The sequence below is a fragment of the Novosphingobium sp. JCM 18896 genome (assembly GCF_025938095.1).
In the GTDB taxonomy this organism is placed as follows: domain Bacteria; phylum Pseudomonadota; class Alphaproteobacteria; order Sphingomonadales; family Sphingomonadaceae; genus Novosphingobium.
Genome location: NZ_JAPCZF010000001.1, coordinates 793,784 through 808,678 on the forward strand (window position 1 = coordinate 793,784; position 14,895 = coordinate 808,678).

Below are 14,895 nucleotides of genomic sequence, written 5' to 3' on the forward strand. Positions count from 1 at the left end.
CGACAGTCTGCGGCAGAAAACTGTCAGCTTTACCGACATTTTACGCCTTTGCCTTAGTCATGTGCCGACGGTCCGCCACGGGCCTGACGCTGGGCAAGGACCGCCATGATCAGGGTGTTCAAACACTATATCCCGCACGCGGTCCTGCTGCTCGGGCTTTTCGACCTGCTGCTGCTGGTCACCGCAGGCGAAGTCGCCTGGCGGTTGCGCGCGGGCCAGATCGACATGGATCCGGGCTTCTTCCACGAGCGCCTGTGGGCTCATGCGGGCTTCGCGGGAATGATGCTGACGGCGATGATCTCGGTCGGCGTCTATGGCGCGGACTCGTTGCGCTCGATGCGCTTCGCCTGCGCGCGGCTGCTCGTCGCCGTATCGCTCGGCATCATCGCGCTGTCGTTCATCGATTTCGTGCTCGACGCGCATAATTTCTGGCGGTCGACCCTGGCCTACGGCATGGCCCTGGCCATCGTGCTGCTGGTGCTCAACCGCCTGGTGATCGGCGGCATCCTCGGCACCTCCGCCTTTCGTCGCCGCGTGCTCGTGCTCGGCGCGGGCAATCGCGCGCAGCGTCTGCGCGAGCTCGGCGAGCGGCCCGAGAGCGGCTTCGTCATCGTCAGCTATGTCGGCATGAGCGAGAGCACGCCGGTCGTCGAAGAGGCGATCGCGCGTTCGGCGATCCACAATCTCACGCGCTTCGTCGAGAACCTCGGCGTCAGCGAGGTCGTCCTCGCGCTCGAGGAACGGCGCAACGCATTGCCGCTCAAGGACCTGCTGCGGATCAAGACCGCGGGTGTCCACGTCAACGACTTCTCGAGCTTCCTTGAGCGCGAGACCGGCCGCGTCGATCTCGACACGGTCAACCCGTCGTGGCTGATCTTCTCCGACGGTTTCTCCTCGGGGCGTGCCGTATCGAGCGTCGCCAAGCGCGCCTTCGACATCGGCGCGAGCGCGCTGCTGCTGGTGCTGACCGCGCCGGTGATCGTGCTTTTCGCGCTGCTGGTGAAGATCGACAGCCGCGGCCCGGCCTTCTACCGCCAGTCGCGCGTCGGGCTCTATGGCCAGAAGTTCGACGTCATCAAGCTGCGCTCGATGCGCACCGATGCCGAGGCGGCGGGCGCGCAGTGGGCGACCAAGAACGATCCGCGCGTCACGCGCATCGGCAATTTCATCCGCAAGGTCCGCATCGACGAACTGCCGCAGGCCTGGACCGTGCTCAAGGGCGAGATGAGCTTCGTCGGCCCGCGTCCCGAGCGGCCCGAATTCGTCGCCGACCTCGAGGAACAGCTCAACTACTATGCCGAGCGGCACATGGTGAAGCCGGGCATCACCGGTTGGGCCCAGGTCAACTACCCCTATGGCGCCTCGATCGAGGATTCGCGGCACAAGCTCGAATACGATCTCTACTACGCCAAGAACTACACGCCGTTCCTCGACCTGCTCATCATCCTCCAGACCCTGCGCGTCGTGCTCTGGCACGAAGGCGCCCGGTGATGGCCCGAATGATGGTCCTTCGGTGATCCAGGAACCGGTCAGCCCCTTCTGGACGCTCGTCGGTGCGAGCACGCACGTCGTCGGCGCGGTCGCCGCGGCGACGGCGGCGGTGTGGCTGCTCGGCCGGCGCAAGGGTTTCGGCGATGCCTGGCCGGCGATCGTGGTCGGCCTCGCGCTGACCGCGACGCGCTGCCTGATCGTCGCGGTCCTCGGCGACGGGGGCCTGCCGGCATCGCTGGCCGAAGCCGCACGCAACCTGGCCTGGCTGGTCGTCACCTACAAACTGTTCGCGGCCGACGGGCGCCACGCCAGCCTCGGGCCGATCCGTCCGGTCGTGGCGGTGCTCGCCGCGGTGGAACTGCTGCAGGCGGCGATCGATCTCGTCATCGTCCATCTCGGGCTCGGACCGTCGATCGCCGAACTCGCCTTCGATTCGATCGTCCTGCTGCGCCTGCTGATCACGGTCGGCGCGCTCGTCCTCGTCCACAATCTCTATGCGGGTGCCTCGAACCAGTCGCGACCGGTGCTGCTCTGGCCGGCGACGGGCCTGGCGGTGCTGTGGACCGTCGATCTCAATCTCTACACGATCGCCTACCTGAGCAGCGGATGGCCGGCGGAAGTCGCCGCGTTGCGCGGGCTCTCGGCGATCGTGCTGGCGGTGCTGCTGACGGTGGGCGCGACGCAGGATCGCGCCGGCCAGCGCTTCCGCCCGTCGCGCGCGGTGACGTTCCAGACCTTCTCGCTGATCGTGATCGGCGCCTACCTGGCGGCCATGGTCGCGGTGGCGCGCTGGCTGTCTTACGCCGGTGGCGACTATGCGCGGGTGATGGGGCTGGGCTTCGTCGTGCTCGCCAGCGTCGCGGCGATCCTGTTCCTGCCTTCGCGGCGCCTGCGCGGATGGCTGCGGGTGACGCTGGCCAAGCACTTCTTCCAGCACCGCTACGACTATCGCGAGGAATGGCTGCGCTTCACCCGCACGATCGGCAACAGCGGCGGTGGCGCGCCGCTCGGCGAGCGCGTGGTCCAGGCGATCGCCGACATCGCCGAATGCCCGGCGGGCCTGCTCCTCGCGCCGAGCGATCATGGCGAGATGACCCTGGCGGCGCGCTGGCACTGGCCCGCGACCGACGTGCCGGCGGTGGCGTTGAGCCCGGCCTCGGTCGCCTTCTTCGAGCGCGAGGGTTTCATCGTCCATATGGATGACCTGCGCGCCGGCCGGGACTCGCGCGGCGAGGGCCAGGCCGTGCCCGAATGGCTGCGGCTCGAACCGCGCGCCTGGGCGCTGGTGCCGCTGATCCACTACGAGCGCCTGGTCGGCCTCGTCGTTCTCGCGCGCCCGTCGATGGCGCGTCAGCTCGATTGGGAGGACTTCGACCTGCTGCGCGTCGTCGGCCAGCAGCTCGCGTCCTATCTCGCCGAGCACGCGGGCCAGGAAGCCCTGGCCGAGGCGAGCCGGTTCGACGATTTCCACCGCCGCATCGCCTTCGTCATGCACGACATCAAGAACCTCGCGAGCCAGCTCAGCCTGCTCGCGCGCAATGCCGAGAAGCATGCCGACAAGCCGGCCTTCCGCGACGACATGCTGCTGACCCTGCGCAATTCGGCGGACAAGCTCAACACGCTGCTGGCGCGGCTGTCACGCTACGGCAACGGCGCGATCGAGAAGGTCGATGCCGTTTCCGCCAGCGAAGTCGTCGGCGCGGTGGTCGGGCGCTTTCGCATGGGGCATCCCGTGGTGCTCGGCGATTGCCTCGAAGAGGCCGTCCTGGCCAACCGCGAGGCGCTCGAGCAGGTGCTGACCCATCTGATCCAGAACGCGATCGATGCCAGCGCGGCCAATCGCCCGGTCTCGGTCAGCGCGGTCGCCGACGGGGTTCACGCCCGCTTCGACGTGGTCGACTCGGGCACGGGCATGGCCCCCGAATTCGTCCGCACCAAGCTGTTCAAGCCGTTCTTCTCCTCGAAGAGCGGCGGCTTCGGCATCGGCGCCTTCGAGGCGCGCGAACTGGTGATCGCGATGGGCGGCCGGCTCGAAGTGGAATCGCGCGAAGGGCTGGGCTCGCGCTTCACCATCCGCCTGCCGCTCGCGGCCACTCGCGAACTTTTCGACAATCGAGCCGGAACCCCGGCGGAGAAAGCTGCATGACCATCGATAGCCGCCCCAAACTGCTCGTCATCGAGGACGACGCCGGGCTGCAGGCGCAGCTCAAGTGGGCCTACGAGGACTTCGAGGTGATCGTCGCCGGTGATCGCGCCTCGGCGCTGGCCGCGCTGCGCGCCGAGGAGCCCGCGGTGGTGACGCTCGACCTCGGCCTGCCGCCCGATCCCGACGGGACGACCGAGGGCTTCGCCGTGCTCGACGAGATCATGGCGCTCAAGCCCGATACCAAGGTGATCGTCGCCTCGGGCCATGGCGCGCGCGAGTCCGCGCTCCAGGCCATCGCCAAGGGGGCTTACGACTTCTACCAGAAGCCGATCGACATCGAGGCGATCGGCCTGATCGTCCGTCGCGCGCTCGAACTGCACCGCATCGAGGGCGAGAACCGCACCTTGGCTGCGCGGACCGCCAAGGACGATCGCGTGCTCGGCACGATGATCACCGCCGCGCCCGAGATGGTCAGGGTCGCGCGCACGATCGAGCGCGTCGCCAACACCAATGTCTCGGTCATGCTGCTCGGCGCCTCGGGCACGGGCAAGGAACTGCTCGCGCGCGGGCTGCACCAAGCCAGCGACCGCGCCGGCGGCGCCTTCGTCGCGATCAACTGCGCGGCGATCCCGGAGAATCTGCTCGAAAGCGAGCTGTTCGGTTACGAGAAGGGCGCCTTCACCGGCGCGATCAAGACCACCGAGGGCAAGATCGAGCAGGCCGCGGGCGGTACGCTGTTCCTCGACGAGGTGGGCGACATTCCCTTCCAGCTCCAGGTCAAGCTGCTGCGCTTCCTCCAGGAGCGGGTGATCGAGCGCATCGGCTCGCGCCGGTCGATCGCGGTCGACACGCGCATCGTCTGCGCGACGCACCAGGATCTGGAGGCGATGATCGGCGACGGGCGTTTCCGCGAAGACCTTTTCTATCGCCTGGCCGAGATCGTCGTGAAGATTCCCAGCCTGGCCGAACGTCCCGGCGACGCGACCCTGCTGGCCAAGGTGTTCCTTGCGCGCTTCGCCAAGGAGATGAACCCGCAGGTCCGCGGCTTCGACGCCAATGCCCTGACTGCGATCGACGCCTGGCCCTGGCCGGGCAACGTCCGCGAGCTCGAAAACCGGGTGAAGCGCGCGGTGATCATGGCCGATGGCAAGCTGGTCAGCGCGGTCGATCTCGACCTGGCCGAACCCGATGCCGAGGTCGCGGGGGCGCTCAATCTCAAGACTGCGCGCGAGGCTTCGGACCGCAAGGTCATCCGCCACGCGCTCGCACGCAGCGAAGGCAACATTTCGAGCACCGCCAAGATGCTCGGGATCAGCCGGCCCACGCTTTACGACCTGCTCAAGCAGTATGATCTCAGCGCCTGATCGCAAGCCTTCGCGCCGGGCCTGGCTCGCCGCCGCGCTACTGGCGACGGCGGTGGCCGGCCCTGGTGGCGCCGCGCCGCCTTGGTCCGACCTGATCGGCCAGGCACGCGAGGCGCTGAGCAAGGGCGATCCGATCTCGGCCGAAGTCAGCCTGCAGCGCGCGCTGGCCGCGGGCGCACCGCGCGAGGCGGTCGCCGCCTATATGGGCGAGGCTTTCCTCGGCGAGAAAGCGCCCGACAAGGCGCGCGACTGGCTGGAGCCCGGAGCCTTCACGCCCGAGACTGCGGCCTGGGGCTTCCGCAAGCTCGCCCAGCTCGAACGCGAGCAGGGCAACCTCGCCGCGGCCGGGCAGGCCTTCGACCGGGCCATGGCGATCACCCCGCGCGACGCGACGATGTGGGTCGAGATCGGGCGTCTGCGCTACGTCGGCGGCGAGCACGAACTGGCGATCGATGCGGCCGACTATGCGCTCAAGCTCGATCCCGACAACGTCCGCGCGCTCGAATTCAAGGCGCAGTTCGTGCGCGACCAGCAGGGCCTCGCCGCGGCCTTGCCCTGGTTCGAGCGCGCGCTCCGGCGTGCGCCGCGCGATCTCGGCGTGCTCGGCGAATATGCGGCGACGCTCGGCGATCTCGGCCGCGCAAAGAAGATGCTGACGACGACGCGGCTGATGCTCTCGATCGAGCCCGGCAATCCGCGCGCCTACTTTCTCCAGGCCGTGCTTGCCGCGCGCGCCGGCCAGTACGAACTCGCGCGCGGATTGCTCGCGCGCACGGGCGACGAATTCGACGAAGTGCCAGCGGCGCAAATGCTTGAAGGCGTGCTCGAAATGGAGGCGGGCAACTACGGCCTCGCCGCCGAGGCGCTTGCCAAGCTCAACCGCCAGCAGCCGGCGAACGATCGCGTAAGGCTGCTGCTGGCGCGTGCCTATGCGCGGCGCGGCGAGGATCGCCTGGTGATCCACGACTATGCCGATCAGGCCGCGCGGGCCGATGCCTCGCCCTATCTGCTGGCGCTGGTCGCGCGCGCGCACGAGGCAGGGGGGCGTCGGGATCTGGCGGCACCGCTGCTCGACCGTGTCGCCTATGCGCGTTCGGTCGATCTGGCGCCGGTGGCGCTGGGTTCGGAATTCGGTGGCTTGCTGGCTTCCGACCGGATCGACGAAGCCCGTGCCGGCATCGCGCGCAACCTCGAAAGCAATCCCGGCTCGGCGTTCAACCAGGCGATCGCAGGCGATCTTCTACTCGTGGACGGCGATGCCGCGGGGGCGCTGAACCACTATCGCCTGGCTGCGCACGTCCGGCTGACCGAAAGTCTGCTGCTGCGCATGATCCTCGCCTCGGCGCGGGCGGGACAGCCCGCCGCCGGGGCTGGGCTCGCCAGTGCTTTCCTCGCGACCAACCCGACCGACCGCGCGGCCAAGCGCGTGCTCGCCGCTGCTGCGGCACAGGCGCAGGACTGGCCGCGCGCGTGCAGCCTGCTCGAAAGCCTGCGTGTGAATGGCGGCAGTGACGACGTCCGCCTGCTCGCCGATCTGTCGCGCGCGCAGTTGCGCAGCGGCGATGCCAAGGCGGCCGAGGCCACCGCGCGCGCCGCCTATGCTCTGCAGCGGGGGAGCCCGCTCGCGACCGAAGCCTGGGGCGAGAGCCTCCAGGCGCTCGGCCAGACCGAGCGTTCCCAGGCGCTGCTCGCCAAGAGCCGGACGATGCTCGTCGGCGCCTGATTCTCGGCTCGACATTCGCCCGAGGCTTGGGCATCGCCACAAGTCCTAAGACCGGGAGAGGATATGGCGGGCGCGCTCGACGGCATCACGGTGATCGAACTGGCGGGCATCGGTCCGGCGCCCTTCGCCGGCATGATGCTGGCCGATCACGGTGCGCGCGTGATCCGCATCGAACGCCCGGGCGCTTCGCCCTTCGGCGATTTCGGCACGCGTGACGTGCTCAACCGCAACCGCGAGATCCTGACGTTCGATCTCAAGCAGACCGACGCGGTCGAGCAACTGCTGGCCCTCGTCGAGACGGCCGATGCCTTCATCGAGGGGAACCGTCCCGGCGTGATCGAACGGCTCGGGCTCGGGCCCGACGTGCTGCTGGCGCGCAATCCGCGCATCGTCGTCGGTCGCATGACGGGCTGGGGGCAGGATGGTCCCAAGGCCCAGCGCGCGGGACACGACATCAACTATATCGCGCTGTCGGGCGCGCTCCACACCTTCGGCCCGGCCGAGCGGCCGATGGCGCCGGCCAACCTGATCGGCGATTTCGGCGGCGGCGGCATGTTGCTCGCCTTCGGCATGCTCGCGGGCATCCTGTCGGCGCGCAGCACGGGCAAGGGCCAGGTCGTCGACGCGGCCATGGTCGACGGCGCGGCGCTGCTCTCGGCGATGACCTACACGATGCTGGGCAACGGCATGTGGCAGGACCGGCGCGGCGTGAATGTGCTCGACGGCGGCGCGCCCTGGTACGACACCTACGAGACCGCCGACGGCAAGTTCGTGGCGATCGGCCCGCTCGAACCGCAGTTCTATGCGCTGCTGCTCGACAAGTTGGGCCTGACCGGCGATCCCGTGTTCGCGCAGGATCTCGACCGTTCGACCTGGCCCGAAGCCAAGGCCCGGCTGCGCGAGATTTTCCGTGCGAAGACCCGCGACGAATGGTGTGCCCTGCTCGAGGACACCGATAGCTGCTTTGCGCCGGTGCTCAGCCTGGCCGAAGCGCCAAACCATCCGCACAACCGCGAACGCGGCACCTTCGTGGAAGCCGATGGGCTGATCCAGCCCGCGCCGGCACCACGCTTTCTCGGCACGCCGGCGCCGCCCTTGCGCCTTTCGGAGCGTTGATCACTTTGTTCTCCAAGATAGACCCGATGGTGCGGCTGATTACGGCCGCGATCCTGCTCGCGACCGTGCTGCCGGTCGAAGGCCGCGCGCACGAGATCGCGCAATTGGTGTCCAACGCGGCGGTTTTCGTGCTCTTCCTGCTTTACGGCCTGCGCCTGTCGCGGCGTGAGGTGCTGGCGGGGCTCGGCAATCATCGCCTGCTGCTGCCGCTCGTGGCTTTCGTATTCGGCGTGATGACCGTGGCGGGGTGGGGGCTCTGGCAGGCGAGCACTGCGGTGCTGCCGCCGATGCTCGCGCTCGGCTTCCTCTATCTCGGCGTGCTGCCGTCGACCGTGCAGTCGGCGACGGCCTATTCCTCGCTGGCGGGGGGCAATGTCGCGAGTTCGGTCGTGGCGGCGGCGCTGATCAACATCCTCGGCGTGTTCATCAGCGCCCCGCTGTTCGCGCTGCTCGCGGGCAGTGCGGGTGGGGAATTCCACGGCGATCAGCTGGTCAAGGTCGTGACCATGCTGCTGCTGCCCTTCGTCGCCGGGCAGGTCCTCCAGGGCTTCGTCCGCGGATGGATCCTGGAGCACAAGCAGCTGATCACCCGCATGGACCGCGCCTCGATCGCGATTGCGGTCTACGTCGCGTTCTCTGGTGCAGTCGAGCAGGGCATCTGGACCAAGGTCGATGCGCTGGGCTGGGTTGGCGTGCTGCTCGGCTCGGCGGTTCTCATGGTGCTCGGCTACGGCGGCGCCTGGCTGCTCGGCGGTGTGCTGCGCCTGCCGCACGGGGACCGGATCGCGATGCTTTTTGCGGGAGCGCAGAAGAGCGTGGCGATGGGCGCCCCGCTGGCGACCGTGCTGTTCCCCTCCCAGATGGCCGGCATCGTGATCCTGCCGCTGATCGTCTACCACCTCGTGCAGATGATCGTGGCCGCGCCGATGGCGACGCGGCTCCGCGGCGATCGCGAACCGACGCATTGAGCCGGACCGGGAGAATCGGCTGTCCTACGCGCGGGACTTCCGGCAAGGTGAGAGTTCGTGGCTCAAGGTGACACAGTCAGCGTCTTTGGCGCCGTCACTTTTGTCACCTTTGTCACCTTATGCGGAAGTCACTTGGGCTGGTAGGTCTGCTCGACCCCCGGGAAGGCCCGCGCGCGCACCTCCTCGGCATAGCGTACGGCCGCATTCGAGATCGTCTCGGCGATCGTCTCGTAGCGCTTCACGAAGCGCGGCACGCGCTCGAACATGCCGAGCATGTCTTCGGTGACGAGCACCTGCCCGTCGCACTGCGCCGAGGCGCCGATACCGATCGTCGGCACTTCCACGGTCTTGGTCAGCGCGATCGCGATCGGCTCGAGCACGCCTTCGACGACGATGGCGAAAGCACCCGCATTGGCCACGGCGACGCCGTCGGCGACGATCTTCTCGTGCTCCTGCTGGCTCTTGCCGCGCGCGCCATAGCCGCCCAGCGCATTGACCGCCTGCGGGGTCAGGCCGACGTGGGCCATGACCGGAATGCCGCGCGCGGTGAGGAAGGCGATCGTCTCGGCCATGGCCTGGCCACCTTCGAGCTTGACCCCGGCGCAGCCGGTCTCGGCCATGATCCGGCTCGCGGCGGCGAAGGCCTGCTGCGGGCTGGCTTCATAGGTGCCGAACGGCATGTCGACGATCACGACGCTGTGATAGGAGCCGCGGACGACGGCCGCGCCATGCGCGATCATCATGTCGAGCGTGACCGACAGGGTCGAGGGCAGGCCATAGATCACCTGGCCCAGCGAATCCCCGACGAGCAGCAGGTCGCAGTGCGGGTCGAGCAGCTGCGCCTGCCGCGCGGTATAGGCGGTCAGCATGACCAGCGGGTTCTCGGTACGGCCTTCGAACTTGCGCCGCTGGATCTGCGGCACGGTCAGGCGCTTCATCGGCGCGGGCGTGGGATTGGCGCGAGAGGTCGCGGTGTCGAGCTGGAAGGTCGTGGACATGCCGGTCTTCTAGCCCCGGATACAAGGCTGGGGAAGGCCGTGCACGGGGGCCTTGCCAATACGTCACCACACTGTAGCTTTCCCGCCCAATCCGCTGATTTCGGTGAGGGTCCCCTGCATGTTCGGTCGCGTGAAGCCGCTTGATGCCATTCTGGCCACGGCTGAAAAGAAATCCCTGCACCGCTCGCTCGGCGCCTTCCAGTTGACCATGCTCGGCATCGGCGCGGTGATCGGCACGGGCATTTTCGTGCTGACCGCCGAGGCCGCGCAGAAGGCCGGCCCCGGCATGATGGTCAGCTTCATCATCGCCGGTCTGGTCTGTGCCTTCGCGGCGCTCTGCTATGCCGAGATGTCGTCGATGGTCCCCGTCTCGGGCTCCGCCTACACCTACAGCTATGCGGTGATGGGCGAACTGATCGCCTGGATGGTCGGTTGGGCGCTGATCCTCGAATATGCCGTCGCCGCCGGCGCGGTGTCGGTGGGCTGGTCGGGCTACGTCGTGGGCCTGATCGAGCATGCCTTCGCGGTAGACATACCCGATACCCTGGTAGCGGGGCCGTTCGACGGCGGCGCGATCAACCTGCCGGCCATGTTCATCGCCGGCTTGGTCACCTGGCTGCTGGTCATTGGCACGCGCGAGAGCGCCACGGTCAACGCCGTGCTGGTGGTGATCAAGGTCACCGCCCTGACGCTGTTCATCGTCCTCGCCCTGCCGGTGATGAATTCGGAGCAGTTCTCGCCCTTCGCGCCGACCGGCTTCGTCGGCATCGGCATGGCCGCGGCTTCGATTTTCTTCGCCTACGTCGGCTTCGATGCGGTCTCCACCGCGGCCGAGGAAACCAAGAACCCGCAGCGCAACATGCCGATCGGCCTGATCGGTTCGCTGACCGTCTGCACGGTCTTCTACCTGTTGGTCGCGGCGGGCGTGATCGGCGCCCCCGGGCTCTCCAGCCAGCCCGTGCGCGATGTCGCCGGCCTCGCGCTCGAGCCGGGCAGCCGCGAACTCGCCGCCCAATGCGCCGCCCGCGCGGCCGAAGGTCTGAAGGACGTGGTCTGCTCGAAGGAAGCGCTGGCCTTCACCCTGCGCGAGATCGGTTGGCCGCAGATCGGCAACCTGCTCGGCCTCGCCGCCGGGCTCGCGCTGCCGTCGGTCATTCTGATGATGATGTTCGGCCAGACGCGCATCTTCTTCGTCATGAGCCGCGATGGCCTGCTGCCCGCCTCGTTCTCGAAGATCCATCCCAAGTACAACACGCCGCACGTCATCACGATCATCACCGGCGTCGCGGTCGCGCTGTTCGCGGCCTTCTTTCCGGTGGGGCAGCTCGCCAACATCTCGAACTCGGGGACGCTCTTCGCCTTCGCGGCGGTGTCGATCGCGGTGATGGTGATCCGCAAGACCGATCCCACGCGCCATCGCCCGTTCCGCACGCCGGCGGTCTGGATCACGGCGCCGATCTCGATCGCGGGCTGCATCTACCTGTTCGCGATGCTCGATCACAAGAGCATCATCCTCTTCGCGATCTGGGCGGTGATCGGCTTCGTGGTCTACTTCGGCTACAGCCGCTCGCGCAGCCACGTCGGGCTCGGCATCGTCGAGGTGCATGAGGACGATGCCGACGTGCCGCCGCAGCCGGTGCCACCGTTGCCGGGTGCGCCGATCGACTGAACCTGCGGCGCTCTCCCGCGTTGGGAGAGGCTATGGCATCGCGATCTCGCTTCAATCCCGATCGCTGGGCGATCGCGCTGATCGTCACCGCCGCGCTCGCCATCGCGGGGTGGCGGTGGCTGGTCGCGCATCCCGAGCACAATCCCTGGGCGCCGCTGCGCCTGTCCGATCGGGTGGGCTGGGCGACCGCGAGCAAGCTCGCCCATCTGCGCGACGAGCCGGCCGAATGCCGTGCCTTCCTGACGCGCAGCGGGATTGCCTTCACCGCGCTGCCGCCCGTGGGCGAGGGCGCTTGCCGCCGCGCGGATCGCGTCACGGCGTTGCCCGATATGAGGAGCGGCCTGGTGCTACGCCCCGCCGGCGCGCAGGCGAGTTGCGCGGTCAATGCCGCGCTGGCGCTGTGGCTGCGGCACTCGGTTCAGCCCGCCGCGCGCGATCTTCTCCGCACGCGGGTCGTGGCGATCGAGCACCTGGGCACCAGCAATTGCCGGCGTATCGGCGGCGGCGCGAAAGGCGCCTGGAGCCAGCACGCCACGGGCAATGCCATCGACGTGGCCGGGTTCGTGCTGGCCGACGGCCGCCGCGTCTCGGTGCTGCGCGACTGGTCGCGGCCGGTGCCCGAGGCGGATTTCCTGCGGGCCGTGCGCAACGGTGCCTGTAAGGTCTTCGCGACCACGCTATCGCCCGAATACAACGCCGCGCACCGCGACCACCTGCATCTCGACCAGGCGGCGCGGCACGGTTTCGGCGTCTGCCGCTAGATCCGCTCGATCACGATCGCCTGCTCGGTGATCGCATCGAGCACCTCCTGCCGATCCTCGGGTGCGCGACCTTCGAGGAAATCGAGCAGGTCGCGCTTGAGCCGCTCCTGCTGGGTCGCGAAGACGCCGTGCGCTTCGCCCTCGTATTCGATCAGTTCGGCATGCGGCACGCGGCGCGCCACCTCGCGCGCGGTCGCTTCGATCGGCACGGTCTTGTCGGCCGTGCCGTGGATCACCAGCGTCGGGACGGTGAAGGCGGCGAGGTCGGGGCGGAAGTCGGTGGTCGCGAAAGCGCGCGCGGCGGCGAGCGTCGGGTGAAGCCCCGCCTGCATCGCGGTCTGCCACGACAGGTCGAGCACCTCTTCGCTGACGGCGCGATCGAGCCAGCCAACGCCGTAGAAGTCCTTGAAGAAGCCGCGGAAGAAGTGCGCGCGATCTGCGAGCATGCCCTCGGTCATCTCGGCGAAGACGCGTTCGGGCACGCCATCGGGATTGTTTTCGTTCTCGGCCATGTAGGGCACCACCGAACTGACCAGTGCGACACGGGCCACGCCTTGCGCACCGTGGCGCGAAAGGAACCGCGCGACCTCGCCGCCCCCCATCGAGAAACCGACGAGCGCGACCTTCTCGCCGCCCGCGACCTGGCCGATCACCGCGGCGAGATCATCGGCGAAGGTATCGTAGTCGTAGCCGTCCGAAGGCTGGTCTGAACGGCCGAAACCGCGGCGGTCGTAGGCAATCGCCTGAAACCCGTTCTCGGCGAGGTGATGCGTCACGGGATCCCAGCTATCGGCCGACAGCGGCCAGCCATGGATCAGGACCACCGGTGGGCCTTCGCCCCAGGACTTGGCGTAGAGGCGGGTCCCGTCGCGGGCTTCGATCATCGGCATTGCATCTCTCCGGTCCGCGCCCTTGCGAAAGGAAACCGCCTCTTCCCCGTTGGTTCCGACTTTCCCTGGCTCCGGGGACGGGTCTAGGATGGGCCATGGAGTTCGAAATCCTCCCCGTGACGCGCTTCCAGCAGAACTGCTCGATCCTGTGGTGCGAGAAGACCCGGCGCGCGGCGGTGATCGATCCCGGCGGCGACATCAGCGAGATCCTCAACTTCATCGACATGCTCGATCTCGAACCCGAAGTCGCGCTGGTGACCCATGGGCATTTCGATCACTGCGGCGGTGCAGCCCAGTTTGCCGAGATGACCGGCGCGCGGATCGAGGGGCCGCACATGGGCGATGCCCCGCTCGTGGCGCGGCTCGAAGGGCAGGGCGCCTTCTTTGCCGAAATGGCGCGGGCGCGGGCCGCGAATGAGGAGGTCGTCGCCCAGCTCGAACGCCAGGCGGCGCAGCCACGCGGCAAGGTGCGCAGCTACGAGCCGCTACGCTGGCTCGATCATGGCGATCGCGTGCGCTTCGGCGAGGAGGAACTCGAAGTCCTGCACTGCCCAGGGCACAGCAAGGGCCACGTTGCCTATTTCAGCCGATCCGCGCGACAGGCCTTCGTCGGCGACATCCTGTTCCGCCACACGATCGGCGCCTGGGAGCATCCCGATGGCGACCTGCCCACCCTGATCGATTCGATCCGCAATCGCCTGTTTCCGCTGGGCGACGACGTGGCTTTCGTGCCGGGGCATGGCGATACCTCGACCTTCGGTCACGAACGCGAGGCCAATCCCTTCGTCGGCGACGAAGCCTTTGCGCGCTGGTCGACGCGGTTTCCCGGCTCCGTCGATCCGACCCTGGCCAAGCCTAAATATTTCTAGAGGCGGTAGCCGCCGTCGACCGAGATCGCCTGGCCGGTGATCCGCGCGCCTTCGGGCGAGACGAGCATCAGCGCCATGGCGGCGATGTCCTCGGGATCCATGATGCAGCCCAGCGCGGCGCGATCGGTGGCATAGGCGCGCGCCTCGGCCTCGGTGATCCCCATGTGCTCGGCGGTCTTCTTGAAATCGACCATCCGCGTGTTGGTCCAGCCCGGGCAGATGCAATTGGCGGTGATGCCGAGAGGCCCGCAGTCCTGCGCGAGCTGCTTGGTCAGGCCGACGAGGCCGTGCTTGGCGGCGACATAGCCCGGCGGCCCGCCGTCGTTGGCGCGCAGCGCCTCGGTCGAGCCGATCGTGACGATGCGGCCATAGCGCTGGCTGCGCATCGCCGGCATGGCCGACTGGATCGTCCACCAGGCCGCGGTCAGGTTGAGCAACAAGGTCGCCTCGAAACCATCGTTGCCGCCTTCGAGGCTGCTGTGCATGCCCGCGACGCCGCCGACGTTGGGCACGACGATATCGACACGGCCGAACTGGGCGAGCGCTTCTTCGACCGGTCGATGCGCCTGCAGCCGGTCGCTGGCGTCGGCGACGACCGCGAGGGCATCGACGCCGAGCCCTTTGGCTTCGGCCACGGTCCAGTCGAGCTCGGCCTTGTTGCGTGAGGAGACCACCACCGTCGCGCCTTCGCCGGCGAGAGCCACGGCGATAGCCTGGCCGATGCCGCGGCCGCCGCCGGTGATGACCGCCACTTGTCCTTCGAGCTTGTCGGGCACTTGATCGCTTCTCCATGATCCTGGTTGCCATGCGACTGTCATCGCTGGCGCGGTTTGGTCCAATCTATGGATTTGCGCGACGTTCGGACGCAAGTTTCGATTGTGCGCACCATTGCAACCATGC

Annotated in this window: 12 protein-coding genes; 9 read left to right on the top strand and 3 right to left on the bottom strand. The window is 68.2% G+C overall.

The genetic code is table 11. From position 1 onward, the window contains the following. Positions 1 to 105: 105 nt before the first annotated feature. The 6 genes from OLX23_RS03835 to OLX23_RS03860 all read left to right on the top strand — a co-directional run bounded on the left by OLX23_RS03835 (position 106) and on the right by OLX23_RS03860 (position 8,808). Positions 106 to 1,491, top strand: a complete 1,386-nt coding sequence (locus OLX23_RS03835; RefSeq protein WP_264443193.1) for a TIGR03013 family XrtA/PEP-CTERM system glycosyltransferase — start codon at positions 106 to 108, stop codon at positions 1,489 to 1,491. Positions 1,492 to 1,513: 22 nt separating this feature from the next. Beyond that, a complete protein-coding gene (prsK, locus tag OLX23_RS03840; protein ID WP_264443194.1) occupies positions 1,514 to 3,637 on the top strand; it encodes an XrtA/PEP-CTERM system histidine kinase PrsK in 2,124 nt (707 codons plus the stop codon). Beyond that, the gene (prsR, locus tag OLX23_RS03845) at positions 3,634 to 5,001 is read left to right on the top strand and encodes a PEP-CTERM-box response regulator transcription factor (protein ID WP_264443195.1); all 1,368 of its coding nucleotides are present in this window, start codon (positions 3,634 to 3,636) and stop codon (positions 4,999 to 5,001) included. The genes prsK and prsR overlap by 4 nt, the downstream gene beginning before the upstream one ends. After that, positions 4,985 to 6,724, top strand: a complete 1,740-nt coding sequence (locus OLX23_RS03850) for a tetratricopeptide repeat protein (protein ID WP_264443196.1) — start codon at positions 4,985 to 4,987, stop codon at positions 6,722 to 6,724. Before prsR ends, OLX23_RS03850 begins: the two co-directional genes overlap by 17 nt. Positions 6,725 to 6,787: 63 nt before the next feature. After that, positions 6,788 to 7,840, top strand: coding sequence for a CaiB/BaiF CoA transferase family protein (locus OLX23_RS03855; RefSeq protein WP_264443198.1), 1,053 nt, complete (start codon positions 6,788 to 6,790; stop codon positions 7,838 to 7,840). A 26-nt stretch (positions 7,841 to 7,866) separates the two neighbouring features. Then, positions 7,867 to 8,808, top strand: coding sequence for a bile acid:sodium symporter family protein (locus tag OLX23_RS03860; protein WP_264443200.1), 942 nt, complete (start codon positions 7,867 to 7,869; stop codon positions 8,806 to 8,808). Positions 8,809 to 8,936: 128 nt separating this feature from the next. Here OLX23_RS03860 and panB read toward each other — a convergent pair whose 3' ends face one another. Beyond that, a complete protein-coding gene (panB, locus tag OLX23_RS03865) occupies positions 8,937 to 9,806 on the bottom strand; it encodes a 3-methyl-2-oxobutanoate hydroxymethyltransferase (protein ID WP_264443202.1) in 870 nt (289 codons plus the stop codon). Positions 9,807 to 9,924: 118 nt separating this feature from the next. Here panB and OLX23_RS03870 point away from each other — a divergent pair, with 118 nt between their 5' ends. Together OLX23_RS03870 and OLX23_RS03875 are read left to right on the top strand one after the other, a co-directional pair. Further along, positions 9,925 to 11,475 (top strand): amino acid permease, encoded by a 1,551-nt coding sequence (locus OLX23_RS03870; RefSeq protein WP_264443204.1) that lies wholly within the window; start codon positions 9,925 to 9,927, stop codon positions 11,473 to 11,475. Positions 11,476 to 11,507: 32 nt separating this feature from the next. Beyond that, on the top strand, positions 11,508 to 12,236 hold the full coding sequence (locus OLX23_RS03875) for an extensin family protein (RefSeq protein ID WP_264443206.1): 729 nt from the start codon (positions 11,508 to 11,510) through the stop codon (positions 12,234 to 12,236). On the opposite strand, the gene OLX23_RS03880 is transcribed toward OLX23_RS03875, so the two are convergent. Beyond that, positions 12,233 to 13,120, bottom strand: coding sequence for an alpha/beta hydrolase (locus tag OLX23_RS03880; protein ID WP_319641290.1), 888 nt, complete (start codon positions 13,118 to 13,120; stop codon positions 12,233 to 12,235). The two genes, OLX23_RS03875 and OLX23_RS03880, sit on opposite strands and share 4 nt — an antisense overlap. A 101-nt stretch (positions 13,121 to 13,221) precedes the next feature. On the opposite strand from OLX23_RS03880, the gene OLX23_RS03885 reads away from it, so the two are divergent. Continuing rightward, complete coding sequence (locus OLX23_RS03885; RefSeq protein WP_264443210.1) at positions 13,222 to 13,995, top strand: MBL fold metallo-hydrolase; 774 nt, start codon at positions 13,222 to 13,224, stop codon at positions 13,993 to 13,995. Here OLX23_RS03885 and OLX23_RS03890 read toward each other — a convergent pair. Then, the gene (locus OLX23_RS03890) at positions 13,992 to 14,771 is read right to left on the bottom strand and encodes an SDR family NAD(P)-dependent oxidoreductase (RefSeq protein WP_264443215.1); all 780 of its coding nucleotides are present in this window, start codon (positions 14,769 to 14,771) and stop codon (positions 13,992 to 13,994) included. The two genes, OLX23_RS03885 and OLX23_RS03890, sit on opposite strands and share 4 nt — an antisense overlap. Positions 14,772 to 14,895 lie beyond the last annotated feature (124 nt).

What these genes read in the sequence shown, in the direction of transcription:
- OLX23_RS03870 (WP_264443204.1), top strand. Translation starts at nt 9,925, where the DNA reads ATGTTCGGTCGCGTGAAGCCGCTTGATGCCATTCTGGCCACGGCTGAA.
- OLX23_RS03855 (WP_264443198.1), top strand. Translation starts at nt 6,788, where the DNA reads ATGGCGGGCGCGCTCGACGGCATCACGGTGATCGAACTGGCGGGCATC.
- OLX23_RS03860 (WP_264443200.1), top strand. Translation starts at nt 7,867, where the DNA reads ATGGTGCGGCTGATTACGGCCGCGATCCTGCTCGCGACCGTGCTGCCG.
- OLX23_RS03880 (WP_319641290.1), bottom strand. Translation starts at nt 13,120, where the DNA reads ATGATCGAAGCCCGCGACGGGACCCGCCTCTACGCCAAGTCCTGGGGC.
- OLX23_RS03875 (WP_264443206.1), top strand. Translation starts at nt 11,508, where the DNA reads ATGGCATCGCGATCTCGCTTCAATCCCGATCGCTGGGCGATCGCGCTG.
- OLX23_RS03835 (WP_264443193.1), top strand. Translation starts at nt 106, where the DNA reads ATGATCAGGGTGTTCAAACACTATATCCCGCACGCGGTCCTGCTGCTC.
- prsR (WP_264443195.1), top strand. Translation starts at nt 3,634, where the DNA reads ATGACCATCGATAGCCGCCCCAAACTGCTCGTCATCGAGGACGACGCC.
- OLX23_RS03885 (WP_264443210.1), top strand. Translation starts at nt 13,222, where the DNA reads ATGGAGTTCGAAATCCTCCCCGTGACGCGCTTCCAGCAGAACTGCTCG.
- OLX23_RS03850 (WP_264443196.1), top strand. Translation starts at nt 4,985, where the DNA reads ATGATCTCAGCGCCTGATCGCAAGCCTTCGCGCCGGGCCTGGCTCGCC.
- panB (WP_264443202.1), bottom strand. Translation starts at nt 9,806, where the DNA reads ATGTCCACGACCTTCCAGCTCGACACCGCGACCTCTCGCGCCAATCCC.